The sequence below is a fragment of the Leclercia sp. LSNIH8 genome (assembly GCF_002920195.1).
Classification (GTDB): Bacteria; Pseudomonadota; Gammaproteobacteria; order Enterobacterales; family Enterobacteriaceae; genus Enterobacter.
Genome location: NZ_PQJY01000003.1, coordinates 556,461 through 581,661, shown reverse-complemented (window position 1 = coordinate 581,661; position 25,201 = coordinate 556,461). Strand labels below are relative to the sequence as shown.

The window sequence follows — 25,201 nt, the reverse complement described above, 5'->3', positions numbered from 1 at the left end:
CAACCTCTATTTTCAACTGTTATTGTGGTGAGATTAAACGGTGTTAACACCGAAGGAACAAACAGGAGTCATAAGCATGTTTACTGGTATTGTGCAGGGCACCGCGAAACTGGTGTCCATTGATGAAAAACCCAACTTCCGCACCCATGTCGTCGCCCTGCCGGATGAGATGCTTGATGGGCTGGAGACCGGGGCATCGGTTGCACACAACGGTTGTTGCCTGACGGTGACTGAAATTAACGGTAATCTCATCAGCTTCGATTTAATGAAAGAGACGCTGCGCATTACCAATTTGGGCGACCTGGTTGAGGGCGATATTGTTAACGTGGAGCGCGCCGCGAAATTCAGCGACGAAATTGGCGGGCATTTAATGTCAGGCCATATTATGACCACCGCGGAAATCGCCAAAATCCTCACCTCAGAAAATAATCGTCAAATCTGGTTCAAGGTGCAGGATCCGTCATTGATGAAGTACATCCTCTATAAAGGTTTTATTGGCGTGGATGGCATCAGTCTGACCGTCGGTGAAGTAACGCCTACCCGATTCTGCGTCCACCTGATCCCGGAGACGCTGCAGCGCACCACCCTTGGCAGCAAAAAGCTGGGTCACAAAGTGAATATCGAAATCGATCCGCAAACCCAGGCGGTGGTCGATACCGTAGAGCGCGTACTGGCGGCAAAAGAGGCCGCCGCTATCCAGCAGACGCTCAACGACGCATGATAAAAAAAGACCCCGGCAAGCCGGGGTCTTTTTTAGCGGGCCACCCTCAGGCCGTGCTCCACACCGCGGCTGAATACCACCTGCCACAGCTGAATATCACGGGCGCGAAACGCACCGGCACAGGCATTCAGATAGTAGCTGAACATCCGTTTAAATCGTTCAGAATAGTTGTCGGCGATCTCCGGCCAGCTGGCAATGAAGCGCTCATGCCAGGCCATCAGCGTGGTATCGTAATCAGCGCCAAAATTATGCCAGTCCTCCATCACAAAATGGGCTTCGCTGGCGTTGGCAATCTGGCGAACTGAGGGTAAACAGCCATTCGGAAAGATGTACTTGTCTATCCAGGGATCGACGCGATGGTCGGTTTTTCTCGAACCAATGGTATGCAGCAGGAACAGGCCATCCGGCTTCAGGTTACGATCCACCACCTCAAAATAGGTGTTGTAGTTTTTCGGCCCCACGTGCTCAAACATCCCCACCGAGACAATGCGGTCGAACTGATCGTTCAGATCGCGGTAATCCTGCAACAGGATGGTCACATCCAGCCCGGCGCAACGCGCCTGCGCCATGCGTTGCTGTTCCGCTGAAATGGTCACACCGACTACGCTGACGCCATAGTGCTGCGCCATAAACTCTGCCAGACCACCCCAGCCGCAGCCGATATCCAGTACCCGCATACCGGGCTGTAGCTGCAGTTTTTCGCAGATGAGGCGCAGTTTATCCTGCTGCGCCTGCTCAAGCGTGGTGGCCTCTTTCCAGTAACCGCAGGAGTACTGCATCGCCGGATCGAGCATGCGGCTGAACAGGTCGTTGCCAAGATCGTAATGCTCTTTGCCGACAATCCAGGCGCGCTTTTTACTTTGCAGGTTGAACAGGCGGGCAGTGGCAATGCGAAGGGTATCCTTGAGGTGGCTGGGCAGCTGTGATTCAAGACCCGCGCGCAACACCTTGTGAAAAAAGATGTCCAGCCGTTCGCACTCCCACCAGCCGTCCATATAGCTCTCGCCGAGACCCAGCGAGCCCTGCTTCAGGACGCGTTTAAAAAAATCGGGGTGTTTAATTTGTAGATCGGAGGATGCCGGGCCGTTGATGGTGATACCCGCGCGGCTCAGCAATTCATTGACTATCCGGAACCAGTCATCATTCCGGATGCTGACTTCTTCTATACACGATGAACTCATAGCTTCTCCATCACCTGATGTGATTAGAACCCATAAACAGCGTAGACGCTCTTTATGGAGAGTGAGAAATTTCACGGTGTGACCCGTGAGGCTAATATCCGACGTAGAACAGAGGAAGGGAGAGGACCCTTGCCGAAAGGCCATCCATGGTAAAACGGGAGCACTCCGGCTCCCGTTAACACTTAATATTTGTAGTATTTATCAGAACGCTTCAGTCAGTATAGGACTGATATCATGGTGATTCAACAAGATATTGTTAGCGCGCTAATTAACTATCCTGTCAGGCGTGGGAAGATTCGGCCTGCGGGCGCTCATCCTGCTGGCCCGCAGGGAGATACTGCATCCGATAGCCAAGCGCAGCCAGCACGACGGTTGCGACCATTACGCTGGTGGTGGTGAGCAACGGGGTAGCAATCAGCCAGGAGACCAGCAGGCTGGCGAGGAAGCAGAGTCCCAGTTGCAGGGTGTTCTGCAGCGCCGCCGCGCTGCCGGTCGCCTGCGGGAAGGGACGCAGCGCCTGCGCTACCACGATAGGGTAGATGGCACCGTTCGCCACTGCCATCAGGCAGAAGGGGGCCAGCAGCGCCGCCAGGCTGACGCCCGGAATAAACCCGACCGCCCAGGTGCCGATCACGCTCACGGCAAACAGGCCCAGCAGCCACGGCAGCATCTGGTGACCCGACCATTTTTGCAGGGCGGCGCGGCAGCCGTACCCCCCAATCAGGAAGGCGATGGTCTGCGGCACATAGCTCAGGCCAATCACCGCCGGGCTGTAGCCCATATCGTTGAGGATAAACGGCGAGCCGGTCAGCCAGGCGAAGAAGCTGGCGGAACAGGCAGCGTAGATCAGCACGTTACCGCGGTAGATCCGGGAGCGAAGCAGGGTAAAGAAGGTCACGCGGGAGGTTGGCTGCGCCTCTTTTACCGTCACTGGCTTCAGGAAAAAGGCCGGGAGCATCAGCACAAGGGTAATGGCAAACAGCACCGCAAAAATGGCCTGCCAGCTGAAATGGGCGAGGATCCAGCTGCCGAGCAGCGGTGCCAGCGCCGGCGACAAGCCAACCAGCGGCATGATGGTGGCGAAAATGCGGTTGGTTCGCGAGGCCGGGTAGTAATCGGTCACCAGCGCCTGCCATGTCACCGCCGCGGCGCAGACGCCCACCGCCTGGATGAAGCGCAGCACCAGCAGCCAGGTGGCGTCGCGTACCCACAGCATGCCGAGGCAGCCGAATGCAAAGATGGCTAAGCCAGCCAGCAGAACCGGCTTGCGTCCGAAGCGATCAGACATCGGTCCCCAGAGCAGTTGTGCGAAGGCAAAACCGGCCAGGAAGAGGCTCAGGCTGGCGCTGATGGCGGCAGCCGGGGTTTGCAGATCCGCCTGCATGATGGCGAACGCAGGCAGATACATATCGGTGGCGAGAAAGCCCAGCACGCTCAGGCCGCCGAGCCAGACTAAAAATCCTTTCCCGGGTTGCATTGTTTTATTGTCCTTATGGATGCAGGTTTAGGTAGCCGCTGAGTGTAGGCAGTGCAATCCCGCTTGTGAAACGCTAATATTTGGCGGTTGCATTCAAATTTTTTGCAGGCAGAAAATGTGGTCAGAATATTCCCTTGAAGTGGTGGATGCCGTTGCGCGTAACGGCAGCTTCAGCGGCGCGGCGCAGGAGCTACATCGCGTCCCGTCAGCCATCAGCTATACGGTGCGTCAGCTTGAGGAGTGGCTGGCGGTGCCACTGTTTGAACGGCGTCACCGTGATGTGGAGCTGACGCCTGCAGGGCTGTGGTTTCTGAAGGAGGGGCGCTCTGTTATCAAAAAAATGCAGATCACCCGCGAACAGTGTCAGCAGATCGCCAACGGCTGGCGCGGGCATATCTCCATTGCGGTGGATAACATCGTTCGTCCCGAGCGCACCCGTCAGATGATCGTCGACTTTTATCGCCACTTCGCTGACGTTGAGCTGCGGGTCTCCCAGGAGGTCTTTAACGGTGTCTGGGATGCGCTGGCGGACGGCAGGGTGGAGATGGCGATCGGCGCGACCCAGGCGATACCGGTGGGGGGACGCTACGCGTTTCGCGATATGGGGATGCTAAGCTGGGTCTGCGTGGTGGCCAGCCACCATCCGCTGGCCGCGCTTCCCGGCCCGCTCAGCGATGACACTCTGCGCAACTGGCCGTCGCTGGTGCGGGAAGATACCTCCCGCTCGCTGCCGAAACGGATCACCTGGCTGCTGGACAACCAGCGGCGGATCGTCACCCCGGACTGGGAATCCTCTGCGACCTGCCTGTCGGCCGGGCTGTGCGTGGGGATGGTGCCGGTCCATTTTGCCCGGCCCTGGATAGACAGCGGCAAATGGGTGGAGCTGACGCTGGAAAACCCGTTCCCGGATGCGGCCTGCTGCCTCACCTGGCAACAAAACGACATGTCACCGGCGCTGGCGTGGCTGCTGGATTATCTGGGGGACAGTGAAACGATGAACAGGGAGTGGCTGCGGGAGCCAGAGGTACTGGCTCCCTGAGCGGATCAACGGCGGTAGTCGCGGAACGGACCATCGGCGACGGAGCGGCGTTCGATCAAACGCGGATGCACTTCAATAGACTGCGACTCTTCACGTTTGTTGACGATACGGTCGAGCAGCATGTTGAAGGCGGTCTCGCCCAGCGAATCTTTTGGCTGGTGGATGGTGGTCAGCGCCGGGGTGAAGAAACGGGCGTTGCGCACGTTATCATACCCGATCAGCGAAACGTCCTGCGGCACGCGCAGCCCCATCTCGTCAGCGGCACACAGGGCACCCATCGCCATCACATCGCCGCCGCAGAAAATAGCGGTCGGACGCGGCGTCTGGGAGAGGATCTGCTGCATGGCGCGATAGCCGGACTCCGGCTCAAAGTCGCCCTGCACGATCCAGTTTTCTGGCACCGTGATTAACGCTTCTTCCATCGCTTTCATAAAACCAGCCAGACGACCGGCGCCGGTGTTGCGCTCCAGCGCGCCCGGGATGACGCCGATATCGCGATGACCGCGTTCGATCAGATAACGTCCGGCCATGTAGCCACCTTCAAAGGCGTTATCAATGACCGAGTCGGTGAAGTCGGCTTTCGCTTCGCCCCAGTCCATCACCACCATCGGGATGTTGCGATACTCTTCCAGCATCTTAAGCAGCGGCTCCGGATATTCCGAGCACATCACCAGCAGGCCGTCGACGCGCTTTTGCGCCATCATCGACAGATAGGCCCGCTGCTTCTCCAGGCTGTTCCAGGCGTTGCCGAGGATCAGGGTGTAACCTTTCTGGAAGCAGTTTTTCTCTACCGCTTCAATAATTTCTGCGAAGTAGGGGGCTTCGCTGCTGGTCGCCAGCAGGCCGATCGATTTGGTGTGGTTCACCTTCAGACTACGGGCGACGGCGCTCGGAGAATAGTGCAGCTCTTTGATCGCTGCCCAGACGTTGTTACGCGTCTCTTCCGCCACAAAGCGGGTTTTGTTAATAACATGTGATACGGTTGTAGTGGAAACGTTTGCGCGTTTCGCTACGTCTTTAATTGTTGCCATCAGATGTCACTCCAGACCATATCTTAAGCTCCTGAAAAACCAATAGGTAAACGTTTGCCTTCACTCGCCCTAATTGCGCAATTTGAATTGCGGTACGCCGGGAAAACGACACAGGACGTCAGGAGGGGGTCAATGGCCGGTACGCTAATAAATTTAGCGTGGAATTTTGGCTGATCTTGACCAAAAGGGGAAGAGTAAAAATCGATATCATTCTAAATCCAGCAAGATTTTTACCCTGAACTGTGCAAAAATGAGCAAGCTCACTCTTCGTAGGGTGATTAAAAGGAGAAAAATTGATGAGTACCGATCTTAAGTTTTCGCTGATTACCACCGTTATTGTTCTGGGTCTGATCGTTGCCAGCGGACTGACGGCTGCGCTGCACTGATATTTGCGAGGGAGTTAACGCTCCCTCGTCTCCTTACTCTCATTGTTACGCTTCTTGCAAAAATCTTTTGCCAAATTGTTAACTTCTCATTTTTTGTGATTGATGTCATGCTTTCGCCTTCATTGTTCTGTGTCGCCTGACGACACGGTATCCGGAGTTGAAGTATGAAAATCAATTTTCCGCTGCTGGCCCTGGCCATTGGCGCATTTGGCATCGGCACCACCGAGTTTTCTCCAATGGGACTGCTACCGGTTATCGCCCGGGGTGTGGATGTCTCTATTCCCGCTGCGGGCATGTTAATCAGCGCCTACGCTATCGGCGTAATGGTAGGGGCGCCGCTGATGACCTTGCTGCTTTCCCATCGCGGCCGTCGTAATGCGCTGATCTTCCTGATGGCGATCTTTACCGTCGGTAACGTGCTGTCGGCGCTCTCCCCGGATTACACCACCCTGTTGCTGTCGCGTATTTTGACCAGCCTTAATCACGGCGCCTTCTTTGGCCTCGGGTCGGTGGTCGCCGCAAGCGTGGTGCCGAAGCATAAACAGGCCAGCGCCGTAGCAACCATGTTTATGGGGCTCACCATCGCCAACATTGGCGGCGTACCTGCCGCAACGTGGATGGGCGAAGCTATCGGCTGGCGGATGTCCTTCCTGGCGACGGCGCTTCTGGGCGTGGTCTCGATGGTCGCGCTCTTCTTCTCCCTCCCTGCGGGCGGCGCGGGCGAAAAGCCGAAGGTGCGCAAGGAGCTGGCGGTGCTGATGCGCCCGCAGGTGCTTTCCGCCTTGCTGACCACGGTGCTGGGCGCCGGAGCGATGTTCACCCTCTACACCTACATTGCGCCCGTTCTGCATGACATTAACCAGGCGACGCCTGCTTTTGTTACCGCGATGCTGGTGCTGATTGGCGTCGGTTTCTCGCTCGGCAACTTCCTGGGCGGCAAGCTGGCGGACCGCTCCGTAAGCGGCACCCTGAAAGGCTTTTTACTGCTGCTGATCGCGATTATGTTGGCGATCCCATGGCTGGCACGTAATGAAGTGGGGGCGGCGTTCGCGATGGTGGTATGGGGGATGGCGACCTTTGCGGTGGTACCGCCGCTGCAAATGCGCGTGATGCGCGTGGCAAGCGATGCGCCAGGGTTATCCTCTTCCGTCAATATCGGGGCGTTTAACCTGGGGAATGCGCTGGGTGCGGCGGCAGGTGGTGCGGTGATCTCCGGCGGGCTGGGGTACAGCTTTGTTCCGGTAATGGGGGCCATCATTGCCGCGCTGGGGCTTCTGCTGGTGCTAATGGCCGACAGAAAACAACCTGAACCGGTTTGCGCCGCCGAATAACACCAAAACGCAGAAGGCCCGGCCTTCTGCGTTTTTCGTTATGCCGCGAAGTTCTTCGCAACAAATTCCCAGTTTACCAGCGCCCAGAAGTGCTCAAGGTAGTTCGGGCGCGCATTACGGTAATCGATGTAGTAGGCGTGTTCCCATACATCCACCGTTAACAGCGGGGTAGCGTTGCTGGTCAACGGCGTGCCCGCATTGGACGTGGAAACGATGGCCAGCTTCCCGTCCGCCTCTTTCACCAGCCAGGTCCAGCCTGCGCCAAAGTTTTTCACTGCGGCGTCGGTAAACTTCGCTTTAAATTCCGCAAAGCTGCCAAAGGTGGCGATGATGGCGTTAGCCAGATCACCCGTCGGTTCGCCACCGGCCTGAGGCGCCAGGCAGTGCCAGTAGAAGGTGTGGTTCCACACCTGGGCGGCGTTATTGAAGATGCCGCCCTCAGAACTACGCACGATCTCTTCCAGGGTTTTCCCTTCAAATGGGGTGCCGGCGATCAGGTTATTCAGGTTGGTGACATAGGTCTGGTGGTGTTTGCCGTAGTGATACTCCAGGGTTTCCGCAGAAATATGCGGGGCCAGGGCGTCTTTTGCATACGGTAATGCAGGTAATTCAAACGACATTGCTTCTCTCCTTATTATGGTGAACCATCCAATAACCATATTGAATGTAAGGATAGAGTAGCAAATTGAAAGACCCTACAAAAGAGGAACTTACCCCGCAGGCTTACCCGCGGGGTAGGGGGTTAACGCAGCGTGCTGGGCTTCATCACGCGGCGAGCGCCAACGTAATGGCGCTGCCAGTAGTCTTCGCTCAGGGAGGTGATCTGAATATCCTGGCCGGTGCGCGGCGACTGAATAAATTTGCCGTTGCCAACGTAAACACCAACGTGATCGGCGGTGCCGCGACCCTGGGTGCGGAAGAACACCAGATCGCCGCTTTCGAGCTCACCGCGATCTACCGGGGAGGCGTCACGCAGATGGTACATTTCGTTGGCGGTGCGCGGAATGCGGAACTTCACCAGATCTTTATAGGCGTAATAGACCAGACCACTGCAGTCGAAACCGGTACGCGGTGAGCTGCCGCCCCAGCGATATGGTTTACCAATCTGGCCCATCAGCTTATTTAACGCCGTTTTCTGCGCTTTTTGCACCCGGACTTTGTGCGCTTCGGCAAGGGTCGTGGTCTTGCTGGTTTTCACGCACTGCGCTTTACGTCCTTTACGAGATGTACATTTTTCTGTCACAACGCGGGAAGCGGTTTGAGTTGTACGGGGCGCGCTGCGGGAGGAATTTTTGCTTTTCTTACTGGAGGTGGCTGGCTGTGTTTTAGCGAGGCTGCTTTTTTTGCTGCTGCTCTTTTTACTGGCGGTGCTTTTTTTGCTGGTGCTCTCTTTTTTCGTGGTTTTGCCGGTGCTGCTTTTTTTCTTCGGTTCGGTGGCTTTTGCCAGATGCGTTTTGTGGGCGGCAGAAGGCCGCGCCTGCTCTGAGGCATTTGCCACCGGCGTGAAGGTGAGAGATGAAAACAGCAAAGCACAGAGCGTGATCGAGAATTTATTTATTCGCGCCACTGGGCATTCCCCTGGTAATAGCTGGATATAAATTATCCTGCGTCTGATTTACAAAACTTGTCGATTCTAATCTATAAAAAGCCCCTGCGTTAATAAACTTTTTGCATCTAAAACTGCGTTTCGTTAGCAAGTGCAAAAAATCGGAATTTCAACCGGTTGATTTGTACATTCGCTGAGCAAAGACGCAGGGGGGAACGGGATAAGGTAGTTTTACAATGCAACTTTACGCCACGCGCGGTAAAATCATATACGTGACGAAAATGTTATTTTCCGTAGTCGGCCTGAAACGCTACAATGTCAGACTATTGCCGTAACAGAAGTAAAAGGAAGCAAGACATGAGCACTACTATTGAAAAAATTCAGCAGCAGATTGCTGAAAACCCGATCCTGCTGTACATGAAAGGTTCTCCGAAACTGCCTAGCTGTGGTTTCTCCGCTCAGGCGGTGCAGGCGCTCTCTGCCTGTGGCGAACGTTTTGCTTACGTTGATATTCTGCAGAACCCGGATATCCGCGCTGAGCTGCCAAAATACGCTAACTGGCCGACCTTCCCGCAGCTGTGGGTTGACGGTGAACTGGTTGGCGGTTGCGACATCCTGATTGAGATGTATCAGCGCGGCGAACTGCAGCAGCTGATTAAAGAGACGGCTGCGAAGTACAAATCTGAAGAGCCAGGCGCCGAGTAATCTCGCGCACGGTAAATAAAAAAGCGACCTTCCGGTCGCTTTTTTTATGCGTTGTTGCCAACATCTGGCAGCGGCCAGCCGCCGAGACGCTTCCAGCGGTTAACGATTTCGCAAAACAGTTCCGCCGTGCGTTCGGTATCGTACAGGGCGGAGTGCGCCTGTGTGCCGTCAAAATCGATACCGGCGGTAATACAGGCTTTCGACAGCACGGTTTGCCCCAGCGCCAGCCCGCTTAAGGCCGCGGTATCAAAGGTCACAAACGGGTGAAACGGATTACGTTTCAGCGACGCGCGCTCGGCGGCAGCCATCATAAAGCTGTGATCGAAGGTGGCATTGTGCGCCACCATGATTGCGCGATTACAGTTCTGCTCTTTCATGCCCTTGCGCACCATTTTAAAGATGGCATGCAGCGCGTCATATTCACTCACTGCCCCACGCAGCGGGTTATGCGGATCAATGCCATTAAATGCCAGCGCCTCAGGCTGCAGGTTCGCCCCTTCAAAAGGTTCAACATGAAAATGCAGCGTGGAATCCGGCAGCAAATTGCCCTGTTCATCCATCTTTAACGTGATGGCGGCAATTTCCAACAGCGCATCGGTTTTGGCGTGAAATCCAGCGGTTTCGACATCAATCACGACAGGATAAAAACCACGAAAACGGTCGCACAGACCGGTAAGTTGAGCGTTATCGGACATCTGGATCTCTTACAAGGGGAAAAAAGCAGTGCGTATTATGGCAAATTTTGAGGCGAGATGCAGTAAAACAACGGGCGCATGGCGCGCCCGTCAGGATCAGTTGCCCAGACCGCGACCGGCGTCTTTGGCTTCGATCAGTTCGATTTTATAACCGTCCGGATCTTCAACGAAGGCGATCACGGTGGTGCCGCCCTTAACCGGACCCGCTTCACGGGTCACGTTGCCGCCATTGCTGCGGATACGCTCGCAGGCTTCTGCCGCGTTATCCACTTCCAGGGCGATATGGCCGTAGGCTGTGCCCAGCTCGTAGCTATCCACACCCCAGTTATAGGTGAGTTCGATAACCGCTTCGTCGCTCTCCGGGCCGTAACCGACAAAGGCCAGGGAGTATTTGTATTCCGGGTTTTCGCTGGTGCGCAGCAGGGTCATGCCCAGCACGTTGGTGTAGAAATCGATGGAACGTTGCAGATCGCCAACGCGCAGCATGGTGTGAAGTAGGCGCATATTATCCTCTTAGCTTTTATCATCTTGAACAGAAACGATGTTTTAGTATAGCGGCGAAGTGTCGCCGCTATCAATGCGAGGGCTTATAAAGAGGGGTAATCGGTGTAACCTTCCGCGCCGCCGCCGTAGAAGCTCTCCGGACGCTGCGGGTTCAGCTCGGCTTTGCGCTGCAGACGAGCCACCAGGTCCGGGTTGGCGATATAGGCGCGGCCAAAGGCCACGGCATCGATCAGCCCTTTGTTAATCAGATCTTCGGCTTTCTCCGGTGTATAAGCCCCGGCACCGATGATCACGCCCGGGAAGCGGTCGCGCACTTTCTGACGGAAGGCATCGGTGTATGGCTCGCCGCCGGCCCAGTCTGGCTCGGACATGTGCAGATAAGCGATGCCGCGTTTTGCCAGCTCTTCGATCAGATACAGCGCGTCGGCTTCTTCGTTCGGGCCGTTATCCACGTTCTGGAAAGAACCGATTGGCGAAACGCGAATACCAATACGATCCGCGCTCCACTCTGCAGAAACCGCATCAATCACCTCGAGCACCAGACGGGCGCGATTCTCAACGCTGCCGCCATACTGGTCAGTACGCTGGTTAGAGGAAGGCGACAGGAACTGGTGCAGCAGATAGCCGTGGGCCCCGTGCAGTTCAACCAGATCGAAACCGGCTTCGCGAGCATTGGCGACGGCCTGGCGGAAATCGTTCACGATCCCCGGGATCTCGTCCAGCGCCAGCGCACGTGGCGTGGTGGTGTCAACGCGGATGGCGTTGCCATTCTCATCGCGCAGGGAGGTGCGGGTACCCGCATTGATCGCAGAAGCAGACACCGGCGCCTGACCGCCAGGCTGGATGCTGCTGTGGGAGATACGGCCAGTGTGCCACAGCTGAACCGCGATGCGGCCATCTTCAGCATGCACGCCGTCGGTAATTTTCTTCCACGCCGCGATCTGCTCTGGGCTGTGCAGGCCAGGGGCGCCGGCATAACCTTTCGCCTGAGCAGAAATTTGCGTGGCTTCAGAGATGATCAGTCCTGCGCTCACGCGCTGGCGATAGTATTCGCCCATCAGCGGCGTCGGGATATCACCCGGCTCAATGCTGCGCAGGCGGGTGAGGGGCGCCATAAAGACACGGTTTGGTGCTTCGATCGCGCCCACCTTAAGCGGGGTAAACAATTTTTCAGCTGACATAAAGGCTCCTGAGTAGACCGGTCGTCTAGTAATTTGCGAAATAAAAACGCCTGTTAACTGCCAGGCGTAGCAATAATCGTTTTGACATGATCCAGGGCGCTTTCAAGCGGCAGCGCGCTGCGGGACATTTTGGCCTGCAGATTGGCCCCCAGCCACAGGGAGTAGAGCACCTGCGCCTGGGTGAGCGGTTCCCCGACGAAGGCCAGGGATTTCTCCTCGCGACCCTTCGCCAGCGCCTGCGCCAGCAGGGCGATGACACCCGTGGCCCCTTTATCCATTGCCGTGCGCATATCTTCCGAGAGATCGCACACTTCAGCAGAGAGTTTTACCGTCAGACAGCCGCTGATAATGCCCTGGGCGCAGAACTGGGCCAGCGTCTCCTGATAATAAGCCAGAACACGATCGCGATAATTGCCCTGACCGCTGGCGAAATGGCTGGCCAGACGCTGATGGTAATCCGCGTAATGCCGCTCCAGCAACGCCACGCCAAACGCCTCTTTTGAGCGGAAGTAGTGATAAAACGACCCCTTCGGCACATCGGCGGTTTTCAGTAGCTCGCTCAGACCCATCCCGGTGAACCCGCGGTGCATACAAAGACGCTCGCCGGTCGCAAGGAGATGTTCGCGTGTATCGTGTTCAGTGTGCTTATTCATGTCGACAATGTAATAGACCAATCGGTCTATTGCAAGCCTTACGTTCGACGACAGGCAGTAAGCAGATCCATCTGCGGCTGATAAACGGAGGTGCGAATGTTCATCATCCCCAGCACCGTGGAGAAGAGATTATCCTGCGACACCGCCTCTTTCGCGGCCTGGTTACGCAGGCACTGCGCATCCACGCCAAAGTTCTTTTTATAGTCCTGCGAGAGCCAGAACATAAACGGAATGTGCGTCTGCTGCGAAGGTGCCAGCATGTACGGCGTACCGTGCAGGTAAAGACCGTTTTCCCCCAGCGATTCTCCGTGATCGGAGAGATAAACCAGCGCCGTGTTCATCGTCGCCTGACGCGCCTTCAGGGCATCAATGGTTTTACTCACCACGCTATCAGTATACAGAATGGTATTGTCGTAGGTGTTCATCAGCGCCTGGTGATCGCAGTCCTGGATCTGGTTAGTGTCACAGGTCGGCGTAAATTTGCGGTACTGCTCCGGATAGCGCTGATAATAGGCCGGGCCGTGGCTGCCCATCAGGTGGATCACCAGCACCGTATCCTGTTTAAGCCCATCCAGGGTCTCATTCAGACGATAGAGGTTAACGTCATCAATACAGGATTTATCCTTACAGAACTGATCCAGCTTCCACTGGGTCATGTCGGTATGCGGGATGCGATTACAGGCCCCTTTACAGCCGCCATCGTTATCCCGCCACAGCAGGTTTACCCCGGCGTGGGCCAGCACATCCAGCAACCCTTCCTGATGATGGGCCAGATCGGCATCATATTTTTTGCGTGGCATTCCTGAAAACATGCACGGCACGGAGACGGCAGTTTCCGTGCCGCAGGATGAGGCCTGTGGGAAGTTGATCATCTCCTGCTTTTCCAGCTCAGGGTTAGTGTCACGCCCGTAACCGTTGAGGGAGTAGTTTTCAGCCCGGGACGCCTCGCCAATCACCAGCACCAGCACGGTTTTTTTCTGCTGCGCCAGCAGCACCGGGCCTTTACGCGCGTCTTCCCCGAGGTGGATGAGAGTCTGGTCGCCCGCAAACCAGCGCGCCTTGCCGTACTTAACGATGGCGCTGACGTAGTTTGCTGGCGTCACCATTTTGACGATGCCTTTGTTATTGCGAAACAGCGAGGCGTAGTCCTTATAAAAGAGCGCGGCCACCAGAAGGATCACCACCAGGCTGGCGAGGATGGCCGCCACGCGCATCAACAGCGTCTGCCACCACTTACCCGGACGAATACGAATCAGCGCCAGCACGGCGGCCGGCACCAGCCCGGCTATCGCCAGCCACAGCATCAGCTGCGGGGTGATGAGCGCCGTGGCCTCCTGAGAGTTGGTCTCGAAGACGTTAACCATCATATTCTGGTCAATCACCGCGCCGTAGGTAAACATGAACCAGGTCGCCGCCGCGCATCCCAGGGTGAGCAACACCAGCAGCGGTTTACGGATAAGTGGAATATTCAGAACGCTGAAGACAATGACCCAGCCGCAGAACAGCACCAGCGGCACGGTCAGGGCAAAAACAAAATCATGCAGCCGGACGGGGGCGATGACCTGCCAGCTACGGTGAATAAAGAGGGCGTTTAACAGGGTAAACAGGAGCGCGCAGCCCAGCGTAAATCGCGTGTCGTTACACTGTAACTTTTTTAACATCTGCATCATCGTCAACCAGCAAGAATAGTGATGAGGCGAGTATAGGGAGCGAAGATTAGTGAAACCTTAATGCCACAATTCTGTGGTTGACCTCTTGCGTAACCCCGGCTTAAGGTCTTCACTTTACTGAATCTTGGGTATCGGGAGGTGCGTGTGGCTGAACAACTGGAGTTCTTTCCTGTCCAGAGCCCGTGCCGCGGTATTTGCCAGTCGGATGAGCGAGGGTTTTGTCGCGGCTGTATGCGCAGCCGGGAAGAGCGTTTTAACTGGCAATCAATGAGCGATGCCCAGAAACAGGAGATCCTGCGCCTGTGCCGTCAGCGTCTTTTGCGCAAATTGCGCGCAAACAAGCCCCCTGAAGCTGAAGAACCTCAGCAGCCCTCACTTTTTTAGCGTCACAAACGCGTATACTCTCCCCAGACTTTTTTTAAAGGAAATTGCTATGGTTCAGCGTATTACCCTTGCCCCGCAGGGCCCGGAGTTTTCTCGTTTTGTGATGGGCTACTGGCGTCTGATGGACTGGAACATGTCCGCCCAGGAGCTGGCCAGTTTTATTGAAGAGCATCTGGATCTGGGGATCACCACTGTCGATCACGCCGATATTTATGGCGGCTATCAGTGTGAAGCGGCCTTCGGCGAGGCGATGAAGCTCTCTCCCGCGCTGCGTGAGCGTATGGAGATCGTCACCAAATGCGGTATCGCCACCACGGCGAAAGCGGAGCATGCCCTCGGCCACTACATCACCGACCGCGACCACATTATTCGTAGTGCAGAACAGTCCCTCACGAATCTGGCGACCGATCGCCTTGACCTGCTGCTGATCCACCGTCCCGATCCGCTGATGGACGCCGATGAGGTTGCCGAAGCCTTCCTCGCCCTGCACCAGAGCGGCAAGGTGCGCCATTTTGGTGTCTCTAACTTTACGCCAGCCCAGTTTGCCCTGCTGCAGTCGCGTCTGCCGTTCACCCTGGCGACTAACCAGGTTGAAATTTCGCCGGTTTATCAGCCGCTGCTGCTGGACGGTACCCTCGATCAGCTCCAGCAATTGCGTATTCGCCCGATGGCCTGGTCCTGCCTCGGCGGCGGTCGCCTGTTTAATGATGATGCCTTCCAGCCGCTGCGCGATGAGCTGGCGAAGGTGGCCCAGGAGCTGAATGCCGAAACCATCGAGCAGGTGGTCTATGCGTGGATTTTACGTCTGCCATCTCAGCCGCTGCCGATCATCGGTTCCGGCAAAATTGAGCGCGTACGTTCGGCGCTGGCAGCAGAGCAGCTGAACATGACCCGCCAGCAGTGGTTCCGCATCCGCAAAGCCGCGCTGGGTTACGACGTGCCGTAATTCTCTATTTGTCTGACTTTCCGGTTAAAACGTTGCCCCTGGTATAAACTTAAGGGGCAAAAAATAACCAAGGAGGTCATATGAAGCGATTTACTCTGGCAGCGTTGACGCTGGTGGTTTGTGCAGGTGCGCAGGCTGCCAGCGAAGAAGTAAAGATGAACCTCGTCACCTCTCAGGGGATCGGCCAGTCCATCGGGACAGTCACCATCACTGAAACCGATAAAGGCCTTGAGTTTTCCCCGGATCTTAAAGCCCTCCCTCCGGGCGAACACGGTTATCACGTCCACGCCAAAGGCTCCTGCGAACCGGCCATGAAAGATGGCAAACCGTCCGCCGCTGAGGCCGCGGGTGGACACCTCGATCCCCATAACACCGGCAAACATGAAGGGCCGGAGGGGATGGGCCACTTAGGCGATCTGCCAGCGCTGGTGGTCAATAATGACGGTAAAGCGACCGACCCGGTCGTTGCCCCGCGCCTCAAAAAGCTGGACGAGGTGAAAGGCAAAGCGCTGATGATCCATGTCGGCGGGGATAATATGTCGGATCACCCTAAACCTCTGGGCGGTGGCGGGGAGCGTTATGCCTGCGGGGTGATCTGATCGCTCAGGGTGCCCGGAGCGGGTGCCTGTTCCAGCTGGGATAGCGAGCAGTGCAGCCGCCAGATCAGGGCTGCAAGCTCCTGTCCGGCGGGCTGCGGATGATGCGACAGGGTGTCACAGATACGCTGAAGCTCATCCAGCGTGGCGGCCAGGGGACGCTGCTGTACGCCGCGTTCGCTCATGATGTCACGCAGTAGTGAGACGGCGACGTCCCGCACCCGTGCCAGCGGATCCGAGCGCGTCTCCCAGTCCCGTAACTGCCAGACCACATGGCTGCAGTTCAGCAGCACCACTCCCCAACGCAGCAGCCAGCGTCGCGCCAGCGCATCCTGACTGTTATTGAGCTGGTTCACATGGTGATAGACCAGCGATTCATAGCCATTCTCGCTGAGCCGCGGCTTGCGGCTCAGCTGATCGACAAATCCGCGCCGCAATTCGCGAATGTGACGACGGCTCTTACGCGCATCCGAGCCGGGGCGCAGCACCGCAAAGGCCAGCCACGTCAGCCCCACGCCAAGAATTTTTGCCAGGTTGTCATTAAGGAAATCGGCAAAGTCATACACCGGTGGGTTGGTCACCGAAATAAACGAACCCATAAAGACAATAAGCTGCCCCCACAGACCGGCGAGGGCGGGCATCTGCTGCTTCAGCAGCTGCATGGTGGTCAGCAGCGGGAAGAGAAACAGCAGGAACAGCCAGAGGTCCGAGATCTGCACCATCAGGCCAAACTTGACCACAAAGCTGAAGAGCGAGAGCAGGATCAGGGTGCGCAGCAGCAGGGTGAGCGAGTTAAAGGGCGAGGCCGCCACCGAATAGAGCACGCTGCTGATCGCGGCCAGGGTCAGGGCCGCCCCTCCGGCTTCCCACTGGGCGGTAATGGTCCAGGCGCCCACCAGACTGAGAGCGCAGAAGGTGCGAAACCCGCTCCACAGCGCTTCCAGATTATCGGTATGCCGGGCCAGCGCCGGGCTGCGGGGAACGATAAACTCTGTTATTGGCGTCGCGGTTTCAACGGCTTTTATCCAGCGGCTGCTCTGTAGATAAAGCCGGCAGAAATAGCGTAGCCGCTGCCAGAAAGCACGATGGCGGTAATCCGCGTCGTTGCCTGGTCTCAGCGGAGCAAGGATCCGCGCCACGGTATAAAAATCGGCGTCAGGCCGGGCAAGGGTGGCGAGCAGTTGGTCAATGACCTCCCGGGTGTCGGCGGGCGGATTGGGCCAGTTCAGCAGCATGCGGCGAAGACTGGAGATGGCGCTGGTCATCCGAAGCTGCTGGTGGAGGAGATAATTGAGCAGGGCATTCTGGCGGCGAAAACGGTAGTGGCTCCAGAAAGCCTGAATGCGTAGCAGGTTCATGGTCAGGATCTGGGCGATAACCTTTTCGTGGGCCAGGCGAATGGCATCGTTACTGTCGGGCTGCCACAGCAGGCTGGCGTGCTCCAGCAGCCGGGTGTGCATGGTTTTCAGCGCGGTAATAAGGGCTTTGCCGTCGGAGGTGCTGGGCAGGATCATCATCATTACCCCGCCGCTAAGGATGCCAATAATGACCTCGCAGACGCGGGCCTGGGCGATATCCCACAGCTGGGTGGTGTCGAGAATATCAATGACCGGAAAGGCGATGATCGCCGCGGTGTATCCGGCCAGCTGGAAGGCATAGGCGACGTTATTGGTGAAATGGGCGCAGGCCCAGGTGCAAAGCGCCAGCCAGGCCGCCATGCTGAACAGAAATAGCCACGGATCGTTGAGCGTATGACCAGCAATAATCAGCGCTGCGGTGGCGCCGAGCAGGCTGCCCGCCACCCGGCCAAGGCTTTTACTGATCACACCGCCAACGGTCGGGAAGCTGACCACCGCCGCCGAGGTCATCGCCCAGTAGGGTTCGTCGAGGTTAAGACAGTAGGCGACGGTGAGAGCCAGGCACATCGCAATCCCGTTGCGCAGGGCATAGCGCCACTGCGCCGGAGTCGCCTTTATCCATGGCAGGTTGCGCCAGAAGAAAGCGGGCAGGTTCACCGGGCGGTTCCCACAGAGACGGTGCAGGTCGTGCCGGAGACCAGCGTCAGGTCAGACGGCAGCTTGTCAAAACTGATGCGCACCGGGATGCGCTGCGCCAGCCGCACCCAGGGAATATTGGGTTTCACGTCGGGCACCAGTCCTGAATCGGTCTCCACGCTCTGATCGTAGATAGCCCGGCCAATACTCGATACGTGACCTTGTAACGTTTGCGAACTGCTGTAGAGTACGATCTGCGCCGGTGCGCCTTCGCGGATATGCCGGAGCTTGGTCTCTTCAAAATAGCCCACCACGTAAAAGGAGTGGCTGTCGACCAGGGCGAACACCGGCTGGCCGGTGGTGGCGTAATCGCCCACCCGGGTAGAGAGATTGGTGACCCAGCCGTCCACCGGCGCTTTAACCACCGTCTGAGTCAATTGCCACTGCGCCTGTTTTAGCGTGGCTTCAGCCACCGCTACGTTGGCCTGCATCGCCTTGACGTTGATATTGGCGGTATCCAGATCTTCAGCAGAAATATAGTTTCGCGACAGATGGCGACGTCGGTTTGCTTCGTTGTTCGCTTTCGCCAGATCGGACTGGGCTTTAGCCAGCTGCGCCTCGGCGTTGAGCACCGCAATATGGAAAGGGGTTTCATCAATTCTGAAGAGCACCTCTCCCGCATGGACAAACTGGTTATCCTTAACGTGCAGGGTGGTAATGGTGCCGGAGACCTGGGGCGTCACGCTGACCTGTTCGGCGCGTACCTTTCCATCCCGGGTCCAGGGGGACTGCATATAATAATTCCATAGCCACCATCCGGCGATGATCGCCACGGCCAGAACCAGTAATGATGAAAAATATTTGATTGTTTTCATAAGCATAGTCACCACACAATGAGCAGAACCAGTCCCAGGCAAACTGCAAGGACGAACAGCGAAAGATCCATCAGCATGGGGTGCCAGATTTCACCGGAATAGATCCAGTCGCGGAGCAAGCGGTGGGTGACAAGCCAGAGAATAAAACCCAGCATCACCGCTTTGAACAGAGGGGGAAAGTAAACCGAGGCACCTACTATCAGATCCTGAAGCGGTAACCCCGAGGCGTTAAGCGTGAACGTCACGTGCCGGTTCCTTTGCAAATGGGGAGTGGCCAAAAAGCGCGGCCGCATAACGCGCTGAGGCGTCACAACAAAGTGTAAATCAGACTCTCATCAAGGATGTATGCAGTATTGCATTTGTTTTGGCAATATAAATGCTGCACACTATTCTAAAATCAGTATAATAACTTAGCAAGCTAATTATAAGGAGATGAAATTGGAATCGCCACTAGGTTCTGATCTGGCAAGGTTAGTACGCATCTGGCGTGCTCTGATTGACCATCGCCTGAAACCTCTGGAATTGACACAGACGCATTGGGTCACGCTGCATAATATCCATCAGCTGCCACCCGACCAGTCACAGATCCAACTGGCAAAAGCGATTGGCATCGAGCAGCCATCACTGGTACGTACGCTCGATCAACTGGAAGAGAAGGGGCTGATCTCACGCCAGACCTGCGCCAGCGATCGTCGTGCCAAGCGGATTAAACTCACAGAGAAAGCCACCCCCATCATCACAGAGATGGAGGCGGTGATCAGCAAAACGCGCGGTGAGATCCTCTCCGGGATCACGCCCGCCGAACTGGAACTGCTGATCTCGCTGGTAGCGCGGCTAGAGCACAATATCAATGAGCTACAGTCCCGCGACTAACCTTTAAAAAAGCCTTGCGAACGCAAGGCTTTTTCTTTACTGGAACACGACCACCCGGTTACGCCCGCTCTCCTTCGCCTCGTACATCGCCTTATCTGCATGTTCGACGCACTCTTCAGCGCTGATTTTCCCTGTGGCGGTAAACACGCCCATACTGATGGTGATGGGCTCGGGGAGTTGTCCGTCGGAGCTAGCTTTATCGAAGCTGCTCAGTTTTAAGCGTATCCGCTCCGCAACCTGGCGCGCCGCTTCAGGGGGAGTATGGGTTAACAGCAGGACAAACTCTTCTCCTCCAATGCGCGCCGCAACGTCCTGTGGCCGGACGGAATCCTTCAGCAGCTGAGCGACAAACTGCAACACTTTATCCCCCTGCAGGTGCCCGTAGCAGTCGTTGATACGCTTAAAACGATCGAGATCGCTGACGATAACCGAGACCGGCTCCGTCGATTTTACCGTACGAAGGGCGTGGTTCAGGGCATCATAAAAATAGCTGCGGTTGTAGAGCCGTGTCAGCGGATCGCGAATGGAATTCTGGTAAGACTGTTGGGTAATGACTCCAACGTATTGATAGTGTTTTATGTTCAGATAATGCCCGATGACTTTGTCATGCAGCTCCACCGATTTTGAGAACGACAGCGACTTCCGTCCCAGCCGTGCCAGGTGCTGCCTCAGATTCAGGTTATGCCGCTCAATTCGCTGCGTATATCGCTTGCTGATTACGTGCAGCTTTCCCTTCAGGCGGGATTCATACAGCGGCCAGCCATCCGTCATCCATATCACCACGTCAAAGGGTGACAGCAGGCTCATAAGACGCCCCAGCGTCGCCATAGTGCGTTCACCGAATACGTGCGCAACAACCGTCTTCCGGAGCCTGTCATACGCGTAAAACAGCCAGCGCTGGCGCGATTTAGCCCCGACGTATCCCCACTGTTCGTCCATTTCCGCGCAGACGATGACGTCACTGCCCGGCTGTATGCGCGAGGTTACCGACTGCGGCCTGAGTTTTTTAAGTGACGTAAAATCGTGTTGAGGCCAACGCCCATAATGCGGGCGGTTGCCCGGCATCCAACGCCATTCATGGCCATATCAATGATTTTCTGGTGCGTACCGGGTTGAGAGGCGGTGTAAGTGAACTGTAGCTGCCATGTTTTACGGCAGTGAGAGCAGAGATAGCGCTGATGTCCGGCGGTGCTTTTGCCGTTACGCACCACCCCGTCAGTAGCTGAACAGGAGGGACAGCTGATAGAAACAGAAGCCACTGGAGCACCTCAAAAACACCATCATACACTAAATCAGTAAGTTGGCAGCATCACCAGACTGTTGATACTTCAGATGCGATTCACGATAAAGATTAAATACGTCGTACAGCAGGACAAACATAATCAGCAGCGTGGCGACAGCCTCAAATAACCGTGCGCGATACCACGAGATATCTTCTGCCTGCCCGCCCAAAAACAACATGGCTAGCGTGGCGATATAACAGAGGCATAAGAAATTACCGCCAATCCAGAACAGATTGCGTACCCGCGTGGTACGCAGCAGCGCGGCTAATGCAATAACCCAGAGCGTGATGAGCGTAATGTTAATGGGCCGTTTCCACAGCAACAGATATTGCCGGGTTTCGTTGTCGACCAAATGTAATGATAATAACGCAACGTTGCTGGAGTACAGCCAGGCCAGTATCAATATCAGGACCGTAAATATAAACATGCCTGTAATGACAGAAAGATGGAAAATCCGTGACAGCGGCCGGTTACGGATTGCATACAGCACAGCCGCAACGATAAACAGTACGCCCATCAGCAGATGACGGAACGTAAAGTAAATCATGGCGTCGTTATAGTTAATGATACTGTACCGATAGATATCCAGCCACGCCGGGAAGCTGGAGAGCGTGCCCACCATCAACAGAGCGGAGCCGATAAAGGCGAATGCAAAGCACATCAGATATAAACGCATTCTGTCGCACCAGTATTTCATTACCATAAAACAGGCAATAAACAGGTGAAATACCAACAAAAAAATGGTGAGCATGGGAAAAAGAAGCGGTGAAAATGATGCAGTCTTTTCAACCACTCCAAAAAAGAGAGAATGTAAAATCCCGATGACAATAAAGCAGCCCAAAAAGAACTGCACATACTTGTTCTTAATATAATGATTTATCGCAAGCATATATTTTTTAAATAAAGAGGGAAAAGGATTTGCGAATGATCTCATATGCGCAGATGGAATACTTTGCGCAGGAACAAGCAGTATGAAAATTAAATATAAGCGGCGTGAATGTATCTGGTGAATATATTTGTGGGGATGATACTTAATGGAATAGGGCGTGGTGAGCTGACCACGCCCATAGGGTTATTAACGAGGGGAGACGGTGACCTGGCTGCCGTTGCTGGCCAGTACCACACGTTGACCAGCAGCAAACCGGGTGTTGCCCTGTTTCTGGACCACCATAATGGTGCTGCCGTCATCCTTGCGGATCTCTAACTCAACGCCCTGGGATTTGTTCATCGCACCCTGGACGCCCTGACCCGCAACACCACCGGCTACGGCACCCGCAGCGGTTGCCAGAGAGCGGCCAGTGCCGCCACCCACGGTGTTACCGAGGAAGCCGCCCAGTACCGCACCGCCAAGTGCGCCGATCACGTTGTTCTCATCACCACCCTGAATCTGTACCGGGCGCGCGTTCACGATGGTGCCGTAAGTGACATTCTGAACCTGTTTCGCCTCAGAGGCACTGTAAACATCCCCGGAAAGGGAGTTGTCATTAACACAGCCAGCCAGAGTGAATCCAACCAGCGAAACGGCCAGTACACGTAAAATCATTTGAATCTCCTGTTCACCAAAAACGCTCGTTGAGCATCCGTTATGGCTAAATTATATGGCATCGGGTGCCATAAATCCTATATTTGCTCAAACACAATCAGAATGGTACTCGATTCTCACTCAACCATAGCTATACAAGCGACGATGTCACCCTGCAGGCGATACGGATTATTCCTGGAATGACGCCCAGCAACAGCTATTGTTAAAAAGTATGAGTCCGCCGTAGCATTGATAATCGGTTTATGGTGGAGTGAGTTATCAGCCCAAACGGATTAAGGAAAACGGATGAAATCGGGTCGCTACATTGGCGTAATGTCAGGAACCAGTCTGGATGGTGTGGATGTCGTCCTGGCGGCAATAGACGAGAATATGGTTGCCCAGCAGGCAAGCCTTAGCTGGCCTATTCCCCAGGAGACGAAACAGGCGATCCTGAATATCTGTCAGGGCCAACAGCTGACGCTGTCACAGCTGGGACAGCTTGATACGCAGCTCGGACGCCTGTTCGGCGATGCGGTGCTGGCGCTGATGAATCAGGAGAATCTGCGTCCTCAGGATGTGGTGGCGATCGGTTGTCACGGGCAAACGGTCTGGCATGAGCCTGGCGGCGACGCGCCGCATACCTTGCAGATAGGCGATAACAACCAGATCGTCGCCAAAACCGGCGTGACGGTGGTGGGGGATTTCCGCCGCCGCGACATGGCTCTCGGCGGGCAGGGCGCCCCGCTGGTTCCCGCGTTCCACCACGCCCTGCTGGCGCATCCGACGGAGCGCCGCATGGTGCTCAATATCGGCGGCATCGCCAATCTTTCTTTATTGATCCCAGGCCAGCCGGTACGCGGGTTCGACACCGGGCCGGGAAATATGCTGATGGACGCCTGGATCTGGCGTCAGGCGGGTAAAGCCTACGATAAAGACGCCCAGTGGGCCTGCAGCGGTAAAGTCATTATCCCGCTGCTGCAAAGCATGCTCTGCGATCCCTATTTTGCCGCACCGGCGCCGAAAAGCACCGGACGCGAATACTTCAACTACGGCTGGCTTGAGCGTCAGCTGGCGAACTTCCCGGGCCTGGCGCCTGAGGATGTACAGGCCACGCTGGCAGAGCTTACTGCCGTTTCAGTGTCGGAACAGGTGCTGTTGAGCGGGGGCTGCGAGCGGTTGCTGGTGTGCGGCGGTGGCAGCCGTAACCCACTGGTGATGACCCGTCTCGCCGGTCTGTTGCCGGGCACGGAGGTGACCACCACCGACAAGGCCGGGATCAGCGGCGATGACATGGAGGCGCTGGCCTTTGCCTGGCTGGCGTGGCGCACGGTGGCAGGCCTGCCGGGGAACTTACCCTCGGTAACCGGGGCGCGCGAAGCGAGCGTGTTAGGTGCTGTTTTTCCAGCGAATCCGCGGCAAAATCAGAGTTAACCGAATTTCACTTAAGCCTGGTGTGGGTGAGAATAGCCGAAAAAACGGGAGGGCCTTCGCGCCCTCCGGGACCAAGAAAGTCTTCGGAATTTACCCATGAAAAAACTGCTTCTTGCTTTTACTCCCTTTCTGCTGGCGAGCTGTAGCGTTTACAACCAGTTCGTCGAGCGCATGCAAACCGACACGCTGGCCTATCAGTGCGACGAAAAGCCCCTTACCGTTAAGCTCAACAATCCCCGTCAGGAAGTCAGTTTCGTCTACGACAATAAGCTGCTGACGCTGAAACAGGGAATGTCCGCCTCCGGGACCCGTTACAGCGACGGGGTGTATGTCTTCTGGTCGAAAGGCGACAGTGCAACGGTCTACAAGCGCGATCGCATTGTGCTGAACAATTGTCAGATCGAAAATCCGAAGCGTTGAGATTTTGCAGGGGGCGGCGCACAATAGCGTCACCCATTGTCAACGTCAGTTAACGCCATGCCAGATAACGACGAATTGCAGAAAATTGCGCACCTTAGGCGCGAATACACCAAAGGCGGCCTGCGTCGCCAGGATCTCCCCGCCGAGCCGCTGGTGCTGTTTGAGCACTGGCTGAAACAGGCCTGTGAAGCACAACTGGCCGATCCCACCGCGATGGTGGTTGCCACCGTCGATGAAAATGGCCAACCCTACCAGCGTATCGTGCTGCTCAAGCATTACGACGACAAAGGGCTGGTGTTCTACACCAACCTCGGCAGCCGTAAGGCGCAGCATCTGGAAAACAACCCGCGTATCAGTTTGCTCTTCCCGTGGCATATGCTGGAGCGCCAGGTGATGGTCACCGGTTCCGTTGAGCGCCTCTCTACCCTTGAAGTGGTGAAGTATTTCCACAGCCGTCCGCGCGACAGTCAGATTGGCGCCTGGGTCTCTAAACAGTCAAGCCGCATCTCTGCCCGCGGCGTGCTGGAGAGCAAGTTCCTTGAGCTGAAACAGAAATTCCAGCAGGGCGAAGTGCCACTGCCAAGTTTCTGGGGCGGCTTCCGCGTCTCTGTTCAGCAGATGGAGTTCTGGCAGGGCGGTGAACATCGCCTCCACGACAGGTTTATCTACCAGCGCGATAACGGCGCGTGGAAAATCGATCGGCTGGCACCGTAATCCCCGAAATTTGTTCTCTTAAGCGCTGGCGCTACGTTGGTCA

Annotated in this window: 26 protein-coding genes and 3 pseudogenes; 12 read left to right on the top strand and 17 right to left on the bottom strand. The window is 56.0% G+C overall.

Annotation, left to right across the window (positions count from 1 at the left end; genetic code table 11):
• Positions 1–76 precede the first annotated feature (76 nt).
• A complete protein-coding gene (locus tag C3406_RS11260; RefSeq protein ID WP_103823900.1) occupies positions 77–721 on the top strand; it encodes a riboflavin synthase subunit alpha in 645 nt (214 codons plus the stop codon).
• A 32-nt stretch (positions 722–753) separates the two neighbouring features.
• On the opposite strand, the gene cfa is transcribed toward C3406_RS11260, so the two are convergent.
• Positions 754–1,902 (bottom strand): cyclopropane fatty acyl phospholipid synthase, encoded by a 1,149-nt coding sequence (gene cfa, locus C3406_RS11255; RefSeq protein ID WP_103823901.1) that lies wholly within the window; start codon positions 1,900–1,902, stop codon positions 754–756.
• Positions 1,903–2,182: 280 nt separating this feature from the next.
• Positions 2,183–3,379: a purine nucleoside transporter PunC gene (punC, locus tag C3406_RS11250; RefSeq protein WP_103823902.1), complete on the bottom strand. Its 1,197-nt coding sequence runs from the start codon at positions 3,377–3,379 to the stop codon at positions 2,183–2,185.
• Between the two features lie 115 nt (positions 3,380–3,494).
• Between punC and punR the strand changes: the two genes are divergently transcribed.
• Positions 3,495–4,418: a DNA-binding transcriptional activator PunR gene (gene punR / locus C3406_RS11245; RefSeq protein WP_103179355.1), complete on the top strand. Its 924-nt coding sequence runs from the start codon at positions 3,495–3,497 to the stop codon at positions 4,416–4,418.
• A 5-nt stretch (positions 4,419–4,423) separates the two neighbouring features.
• Here punR and purR read toward each other — a convergent pair whose 3' ends face one another.
• On the bottom strand, positions 4,424–5,449 hold the full coding sequence (gene purR, locus C3406_RS11240; RefSeq protein WP_103179356.1) for an HTH-type transcriptional repressor PurR: 1,026 nt from the start codon (positions 5,447–5,449) through the stop codon (positions 4,424–4,426).
• A 296-nt stretch (positions 5,450–5,745) separates the two neighbouring features.
• Between purR and cydH the strand changes: the two genes are divergently transcribed.
• Both cydH and C3406_RS11225 read left to right on the top strand, forming a co-directional pair.
• Complete coding sequence (cydH, locus tag C3406_RS11230; RefSeq protein WP_103179357.1) at positions 5,746–5,835, top strand: cytochrome bd-I oxidase subunit CydH; 90 nt, start codon at positions 5,746–5,748, stop codon at positions 5,833–5,835.
• A 164-nt stretch (positions 5,836–5,999) separates the two neighbouring features.
• Positions 6,000–7,166 carry an MFS transporter gene (locus tag C3406_RS11225; protein ID WP_103823903.1) on the top strand — a complete coding sequence of 389 codons (1,167 nt, stop codon included), beginning with the start codon at positions 6,000–6,002 and terminating at the stop codon, positions 7,164–7,166.
• Between the two features lie 38 nt (positions 7,167–7,204).
• Here C3406_RS11225 and sodB read toward each other — a convergent pair whose 3' ends face one another.
• Together sodB and C3406_RS11215 are read right to left on the bottom strand one after the other, a co-directional pair.
• Positions 7,205–7,786, bottom strand: coding sequence for a superoxide dismutase [Fe] (gene sodB, locus C3406_RS11220; protein WP_103823904.1), 582 nt, complete (start codon positions 7,784–7,786; stop codon positions 7,205–7,207).
• A 122-nt stretch (positions 7,787–7,908) separates the two neighbouring features.
• Complete coding sequence (locus C3406_RS11215; protein WP_103823905.1) at positions 7,909–8,733, bottom strand: C40 family peptidase; 825 nt, start codon at positions 8,731–8,733, stop codon at positions 7,909–7,911.
• A gap of 336 nt (positions 8,734–9,069) precedes the next feature.
• Here C3406_RS11215 and grxD point away from each other — a divergent pair, with 336 nt between their 5' ends.
• On the top strand, positions 9,070–9,417 hold the full coding sequence (gene grxD / locus C3406_RS11210; RefSeq protein ID WP_032617810.1) for a monothiol glutaredoxin 4: 348 nt from the start codon (positions 9,070–9,072) through the stop codon (positions 9,415–9,417).
• A gap of 44 nt (positions 9,418–9,461) precedes the next feature.
• Here grxD and rnt read toward each other — a convergent pair whose 3' ends face one another.
• From rnt to eptA, 5 genes are all read right to left on the bottom strand, one after another.
• On the bottom strand, positions 9,462–10,112 hold the full coding sequence (gene rnt, locus C3406_RS11205) for a ribonuclease T (protein ID WP_103823906.1): 651 nt from the start codon (positions 10,110–10,112) through the stop codon (positions 9,462–9,464).
• Positions 10,113–10,208: 96 nt separating this feature from the next.
• Complete coding sequence (gene gloA / locus C3406_RS11200) at positions 10,209–10,616, bottom strand: lactoylglutathione lyase (protein WP_103823907.1); 408 nt, start codon at positions 10,614–10,616, stop codon at positions 10,209–10,211.
• 83 nt (positions 10,617–10,699) lie between these two features.
• Positions 10,700–11,797, bottom strand: a complete 1,098-nt coding sequence (nemA, locus tag C3406_RS11195) for an alkene reductase (protein WP_103823908.1) — start codon at positions 11,795–11,797, stop codon at positions 10,700–10,702.
• Positions 11,798–11,850: 53 nt separating this feature from the next.
• Positions 11,851–12,450, bottom strand: coding sequence for a TetR/AcrR family transcriptional regulator (locus tag C3406_RS11190; RefSeq protein ID WP_103823909.1), 600 nt, complete (start codon positions 12,448–12,450; stop codon positions 11,851–11,853).
• Positions 12,451–12,488: 38 nt separating this feature from the next.
• Entirely contained in the window at positions 12,489–14,117 is a 1,629-nt protein-coding gene (eptA, locus tag C3406_RS11185; RefSeq protein ID WP_103823910.1) for a phosphoethanolamine transferase EptA, read from the bottom strand.
• A 147-nt stretch (positions 14,118–14,264) separates the two neighbouring features.
• Here eptA and C3406_RS11180 point away from each other — a divergent pair, with 147 nt between their 5' ends.
• The 3 genes from C3406_RS11180 to sodC all read left to right on the top strand — a co-directional run bounded on the left by C3406_RS11180 (position 14,265) and on the right by sodC (position 16,049).
• Complete coding sequence (locus C3406_RS11180; protein WP_103179366.1) at positions 14,265–14,504, top strand: DUF1289 domain-containing protein; 240 nt, start codon at positions 14,265–14,267, stop codon at positions 14,502–14,504.
• Between the two features lie 49 nt (positions 14,505–14,553).
• A complete protein-coding gene (locus C3406_RS11175) occupies positions 14,554–15,450 on the top strand; it encodes an aldo/keto reductase (RefSeq protein ID WP_103823911.1) in 897 nt (298 codons plus the stop codon).
• Between the two features lie 80 nt (positions 15,451–15,530).
• Positions 15,531–16,049, top strand: a complete 519-nt coding sequence (gene sodC, locus C3406_RS11170) for a superoxide dismutase [Cu-Zn] SodC (RefSeq protein ID WP_103179368.1) — start codon at positions 15,531–15,533, stop codon at positions 16,047–16,049.
• Here the strand turns inward: sodC and C3406_RS11165 are convergent.
• Genes C3406_RS11165 through C3406_RS11155 form a run of 3 tightly spaced genes read right to left on the bottom strand, consistent with a single transcriptional unit; the run spans position 16,028 to position 19,160 of the window.
• Positions 16,028–18,061 carry an FUSC family protein gene (locus tag C3406_RS11165; RefSeq protein ID WP_103823912.1) on the bottom strand — a complete coding sequence of 678 codons (2,034 nt, stop codon included), beginning with the start codon at positions 18,059–18,061 and terminating at the stop codon, positions 16,028–16,030. The two genes, sodC and C3406_RS11165, sit on opposite strands and share 22 nt — an antisense overlap.
• Positions 18,058–18,921, bottom strand: coding sequence for an efflux RND transporter periplasmic adaptor subunit (locus C3406_RS11160; protein WP_103823913.1), 864 nt, complete (start codon positions 18,919–18,921; stop codon positions 18,058–18,060). Before C3406_RS11160 ends, C3406_RS11165 begins: the two co-directional genes overlap by 4 nt.
• Before the next feature lie 2 nt (positions 18,922–18,923).
• Positions 18,924–19,160, bottom strand: coding sequence for a DUF1656 domain-containing protein (locus C3406_RS11155; protein ID WP_103823914.1), 237 nt, complete (start codon positions 19,158–19,160; stop codon positions 18,924–18,926).
• A gap of 187 nt (positions 19,161–19,347) precedes the next feature.
• On the opposite strand from C3406_RS11155, the gene slyA reads away from it, so the two are divergent.
• Entirely contained in the window at positions 19,348–19,788 is a 441-nt protein-coding gene (gene slyA, locus C3406_RS11150) for a transcriptional regulator SlyA (RefSeq protein ID WP_103179372.1), read from the top strand.
• 36 nt (positions 19,789–19,824) lie between these two features.
• Here the strand turns inward: slyA and C3406_RS11145 are convergent.
• The 4 genes and pseudogenes from C3406_RS11145 to slyB all read right to left on the bottom strand — a co-directional run.
• Positions 19,825–20,334: pseudogene (locus tag C3406_RS11145) on the bottom strand (GGDEF domain-containing protein); the annotation flags it as partial.
• Between the two features lie 18 nt (positions 20,335–20,352).
• Positions 20,353–21,047, bottom strand: a pseudogene (locus C3406_RS11140) (IS1 family transposase); the annotation flags it as partial.
• Between the two features lie 55 nt (positions 21,048–21,102).
• Positions 21,103–21,960: pseudogene (locus C3406_RS11135) on the bottom strand (MASE4 domain-containing protein); the annotation flags it as partial.
• A 186-nt stretch (positions 21,961–22,146) separates the two neighbouring features.
• The gene (gene slyB, locus C3406_RS11130; protein WP_103179374.1) at positions 22,147–22,614 is read right to left on the bottom strand and encodes an outer membrane lipoprotein SlyB; all 468 of its coding nucleotides are present in this window, start codon (positions 22,612–22,614) and stop codon (positions 22,147–22,149) included.
• Positions 22,615–22,899: 285 nt separating this feature from the next.
• Between slyB and anmK the strand changes: the two genes are divergently transcribed.
• The 3 genes from anmK to pdxH all read left to right on the top strand — a co-directional run bounded on the left by anmK (position 22,900) and on the right by pdxH (position 25,158).
• On the top strand, positions 22,900–24,024 hold the full coding sequence (gene anmK / locus C3406_RS11125) for an anhydro-N-acetylmuramic acid kinase (protein WP_103824564.1): 1,125 nt from the start codon (positions 22,900–22,902) through the stop codon (positions 24,022–24,024).
• Between the two features lie 96 nt (positions 24,025–24,120).
• Positions 24,121–24,444 (top strand): C-type lysozyme inhibitor, encoded by a 324-nt coding sequence (gene mliC / locus C3406_RS11120; RefSeq protein WP_103824563.1) that lies wholly within the window; start codon positions 24,121–24,123, stop codon positions 24,442–24,444.
• 57 nt (positions 24,445–24,501) lie between these two features.
• On the top strand, positions 24,502–25,158 hold the full coding sequence (gene pdxH, locus C3406_RS11115; protein ID WP_103824562.1) for a pyridoxamine 5'-phosphate oxidase: 657 nt from the start codon (positions 24,502–24,504) through the stop codon (positions 25,156–25,158).
• Positions 25,159–25,201: the final 43 nt, after the last annotated feature.

Coding starts and splice junctions, on each gene's coding strand:
- cydH (WP_103179357.1), top strand. CDS start 5,746: ATGAGTACCGATCTTAAGTTTTCGCTGATTACCACCGTTATTGTTCTG.
- C3406_RS11175 (WP_103823911.1), top strand. CDS start 14,554: ATGGTTCAGCGTATTACCCTTGCCCCGCAGGGCCCGGAGTTTTCTCGT.
- sodB (WP_103823904.1), bottom strand. CDS start 7,786: ATGTCGTTTGAATTACCTGCATTACCGTATGCAAAAGACGCCCTGGCC.
- eptA (WP_103823910.1), bottom strand. CDS start 14,117: ATGCAGATGTTAAAAAAGTTACAGTGTAACGACACGCGATTTACGCTG.
- gloA (WP_103823907.1), bottom strand. CDS start 10,616: ATGCGCCTACTTCACACCATGCTGCGCGTTGGCGATCTGCAACGTTCC.
- slyB (WP_103179374.1), bottom strand. CDS start 22,614: ATGATTTTACGTGTACTGGCCGTTTCGCTGGTTGGATTCACTCTGGCT.
- purR (WP_103179356.1), bottom strand. CDS start 5,449: ATGGCAACAATTAAAGACGTAGCGAAACGCGCAAACGTTTCCACTACA.
- C3406_RS11260 (WP_103823900.1), top strand. CDS start 77: ATGTTTACTGGTATTGTGCAGGGCACCGCGAAACTGGTGTCCATTGAT.
- anmK (WP_103824564.1), top strand. CDS start 22,900: ATGAAATCGGGTCGCTACATTGGCGTAATGTCAGGAACCAGTCTGGAT.
- punR (WP_103179355.1), top strand. CDS start 3,495: ATGTGGTCAGAATATTCCCTTGAAGTGGTGGATGCCGTTGCGCGTAAC.
- rnt (WP_103823906.1), bottom strand. CDS start 10,112: ATGTCCGATAACGCTCAACTTACCGGTCTGTGCGACCGTTTTCGTGGT.
- mliC (WP_103824563.1), top strand. CDS start 24,121: ATGAAAAAACTGCTTCTTGCTTTTACTCCCTTTCTGCTGGCGAGCTGT.
- nemA (WP_103823908.1), bottom strand. CDS start 11,797: ATGTCAGCTGAAAAATTGTTTACCCCGCTTAAGGTGGGCGCGATCGAA.
- sodC (WP_103179368.1), top strand. CDS start 15,531: ATGAAGCGATTTACTCTGGCAGCGTTGACGCTGGTGGTTTGTGCAGGT.
- pdxH (WP_103824562.1), top strand. CDS start 24,502: ATGCCAGATAACGACGAATTGCAGAAAATTGCGCACCTTAGGCGCGAA.
- C3406_RS11225 (WP_103823903.1), top strand. CDS start 6,000: ATGAAAATCAATTTTCCGCTGCTGGCCCTGGCCATTGGCGCATTTGGC.
- punC (WP_103823902.1), bottom strand. CDS start 3,379: ATGCAACCCGGGAAAGGATTTTTAGTCTGGCTCGGCGGCCTGAGCGTG.
- C3406_RS11190 (WP_103823909.1), bottom strand. CDS start 12,450: ATGAATAAGCACACTGAACACGATACACGCGAACATCTCCTTGCGACC.
- C3406_RS11160 (WP_103823913.1), bottom strand. CDS start 18,921: ATGCTTATGAAAACAATCAAATATTTTTCATCATTACTGGTTCTGGCC.
- grxD (WP_032617810.1), top strand. CDS start 9,070: ATGAGCACTACTATTGAAAAAATTCAGCAGCAGATTGCTGAAAACCCG.
- slyA (WP_103179372.1), top strand. CDS start 19,348: ATGAAATTGGAATCGCCACTAGGTTCTGATCTGGCAAGGTTAGTACGC.
- cfa (WP_103823901.1), bottom strand. CDS start 1,902: ATGAGTTCATCGTGTATAGAAGAAGTCAGCATCCGGAATGATGACTGG.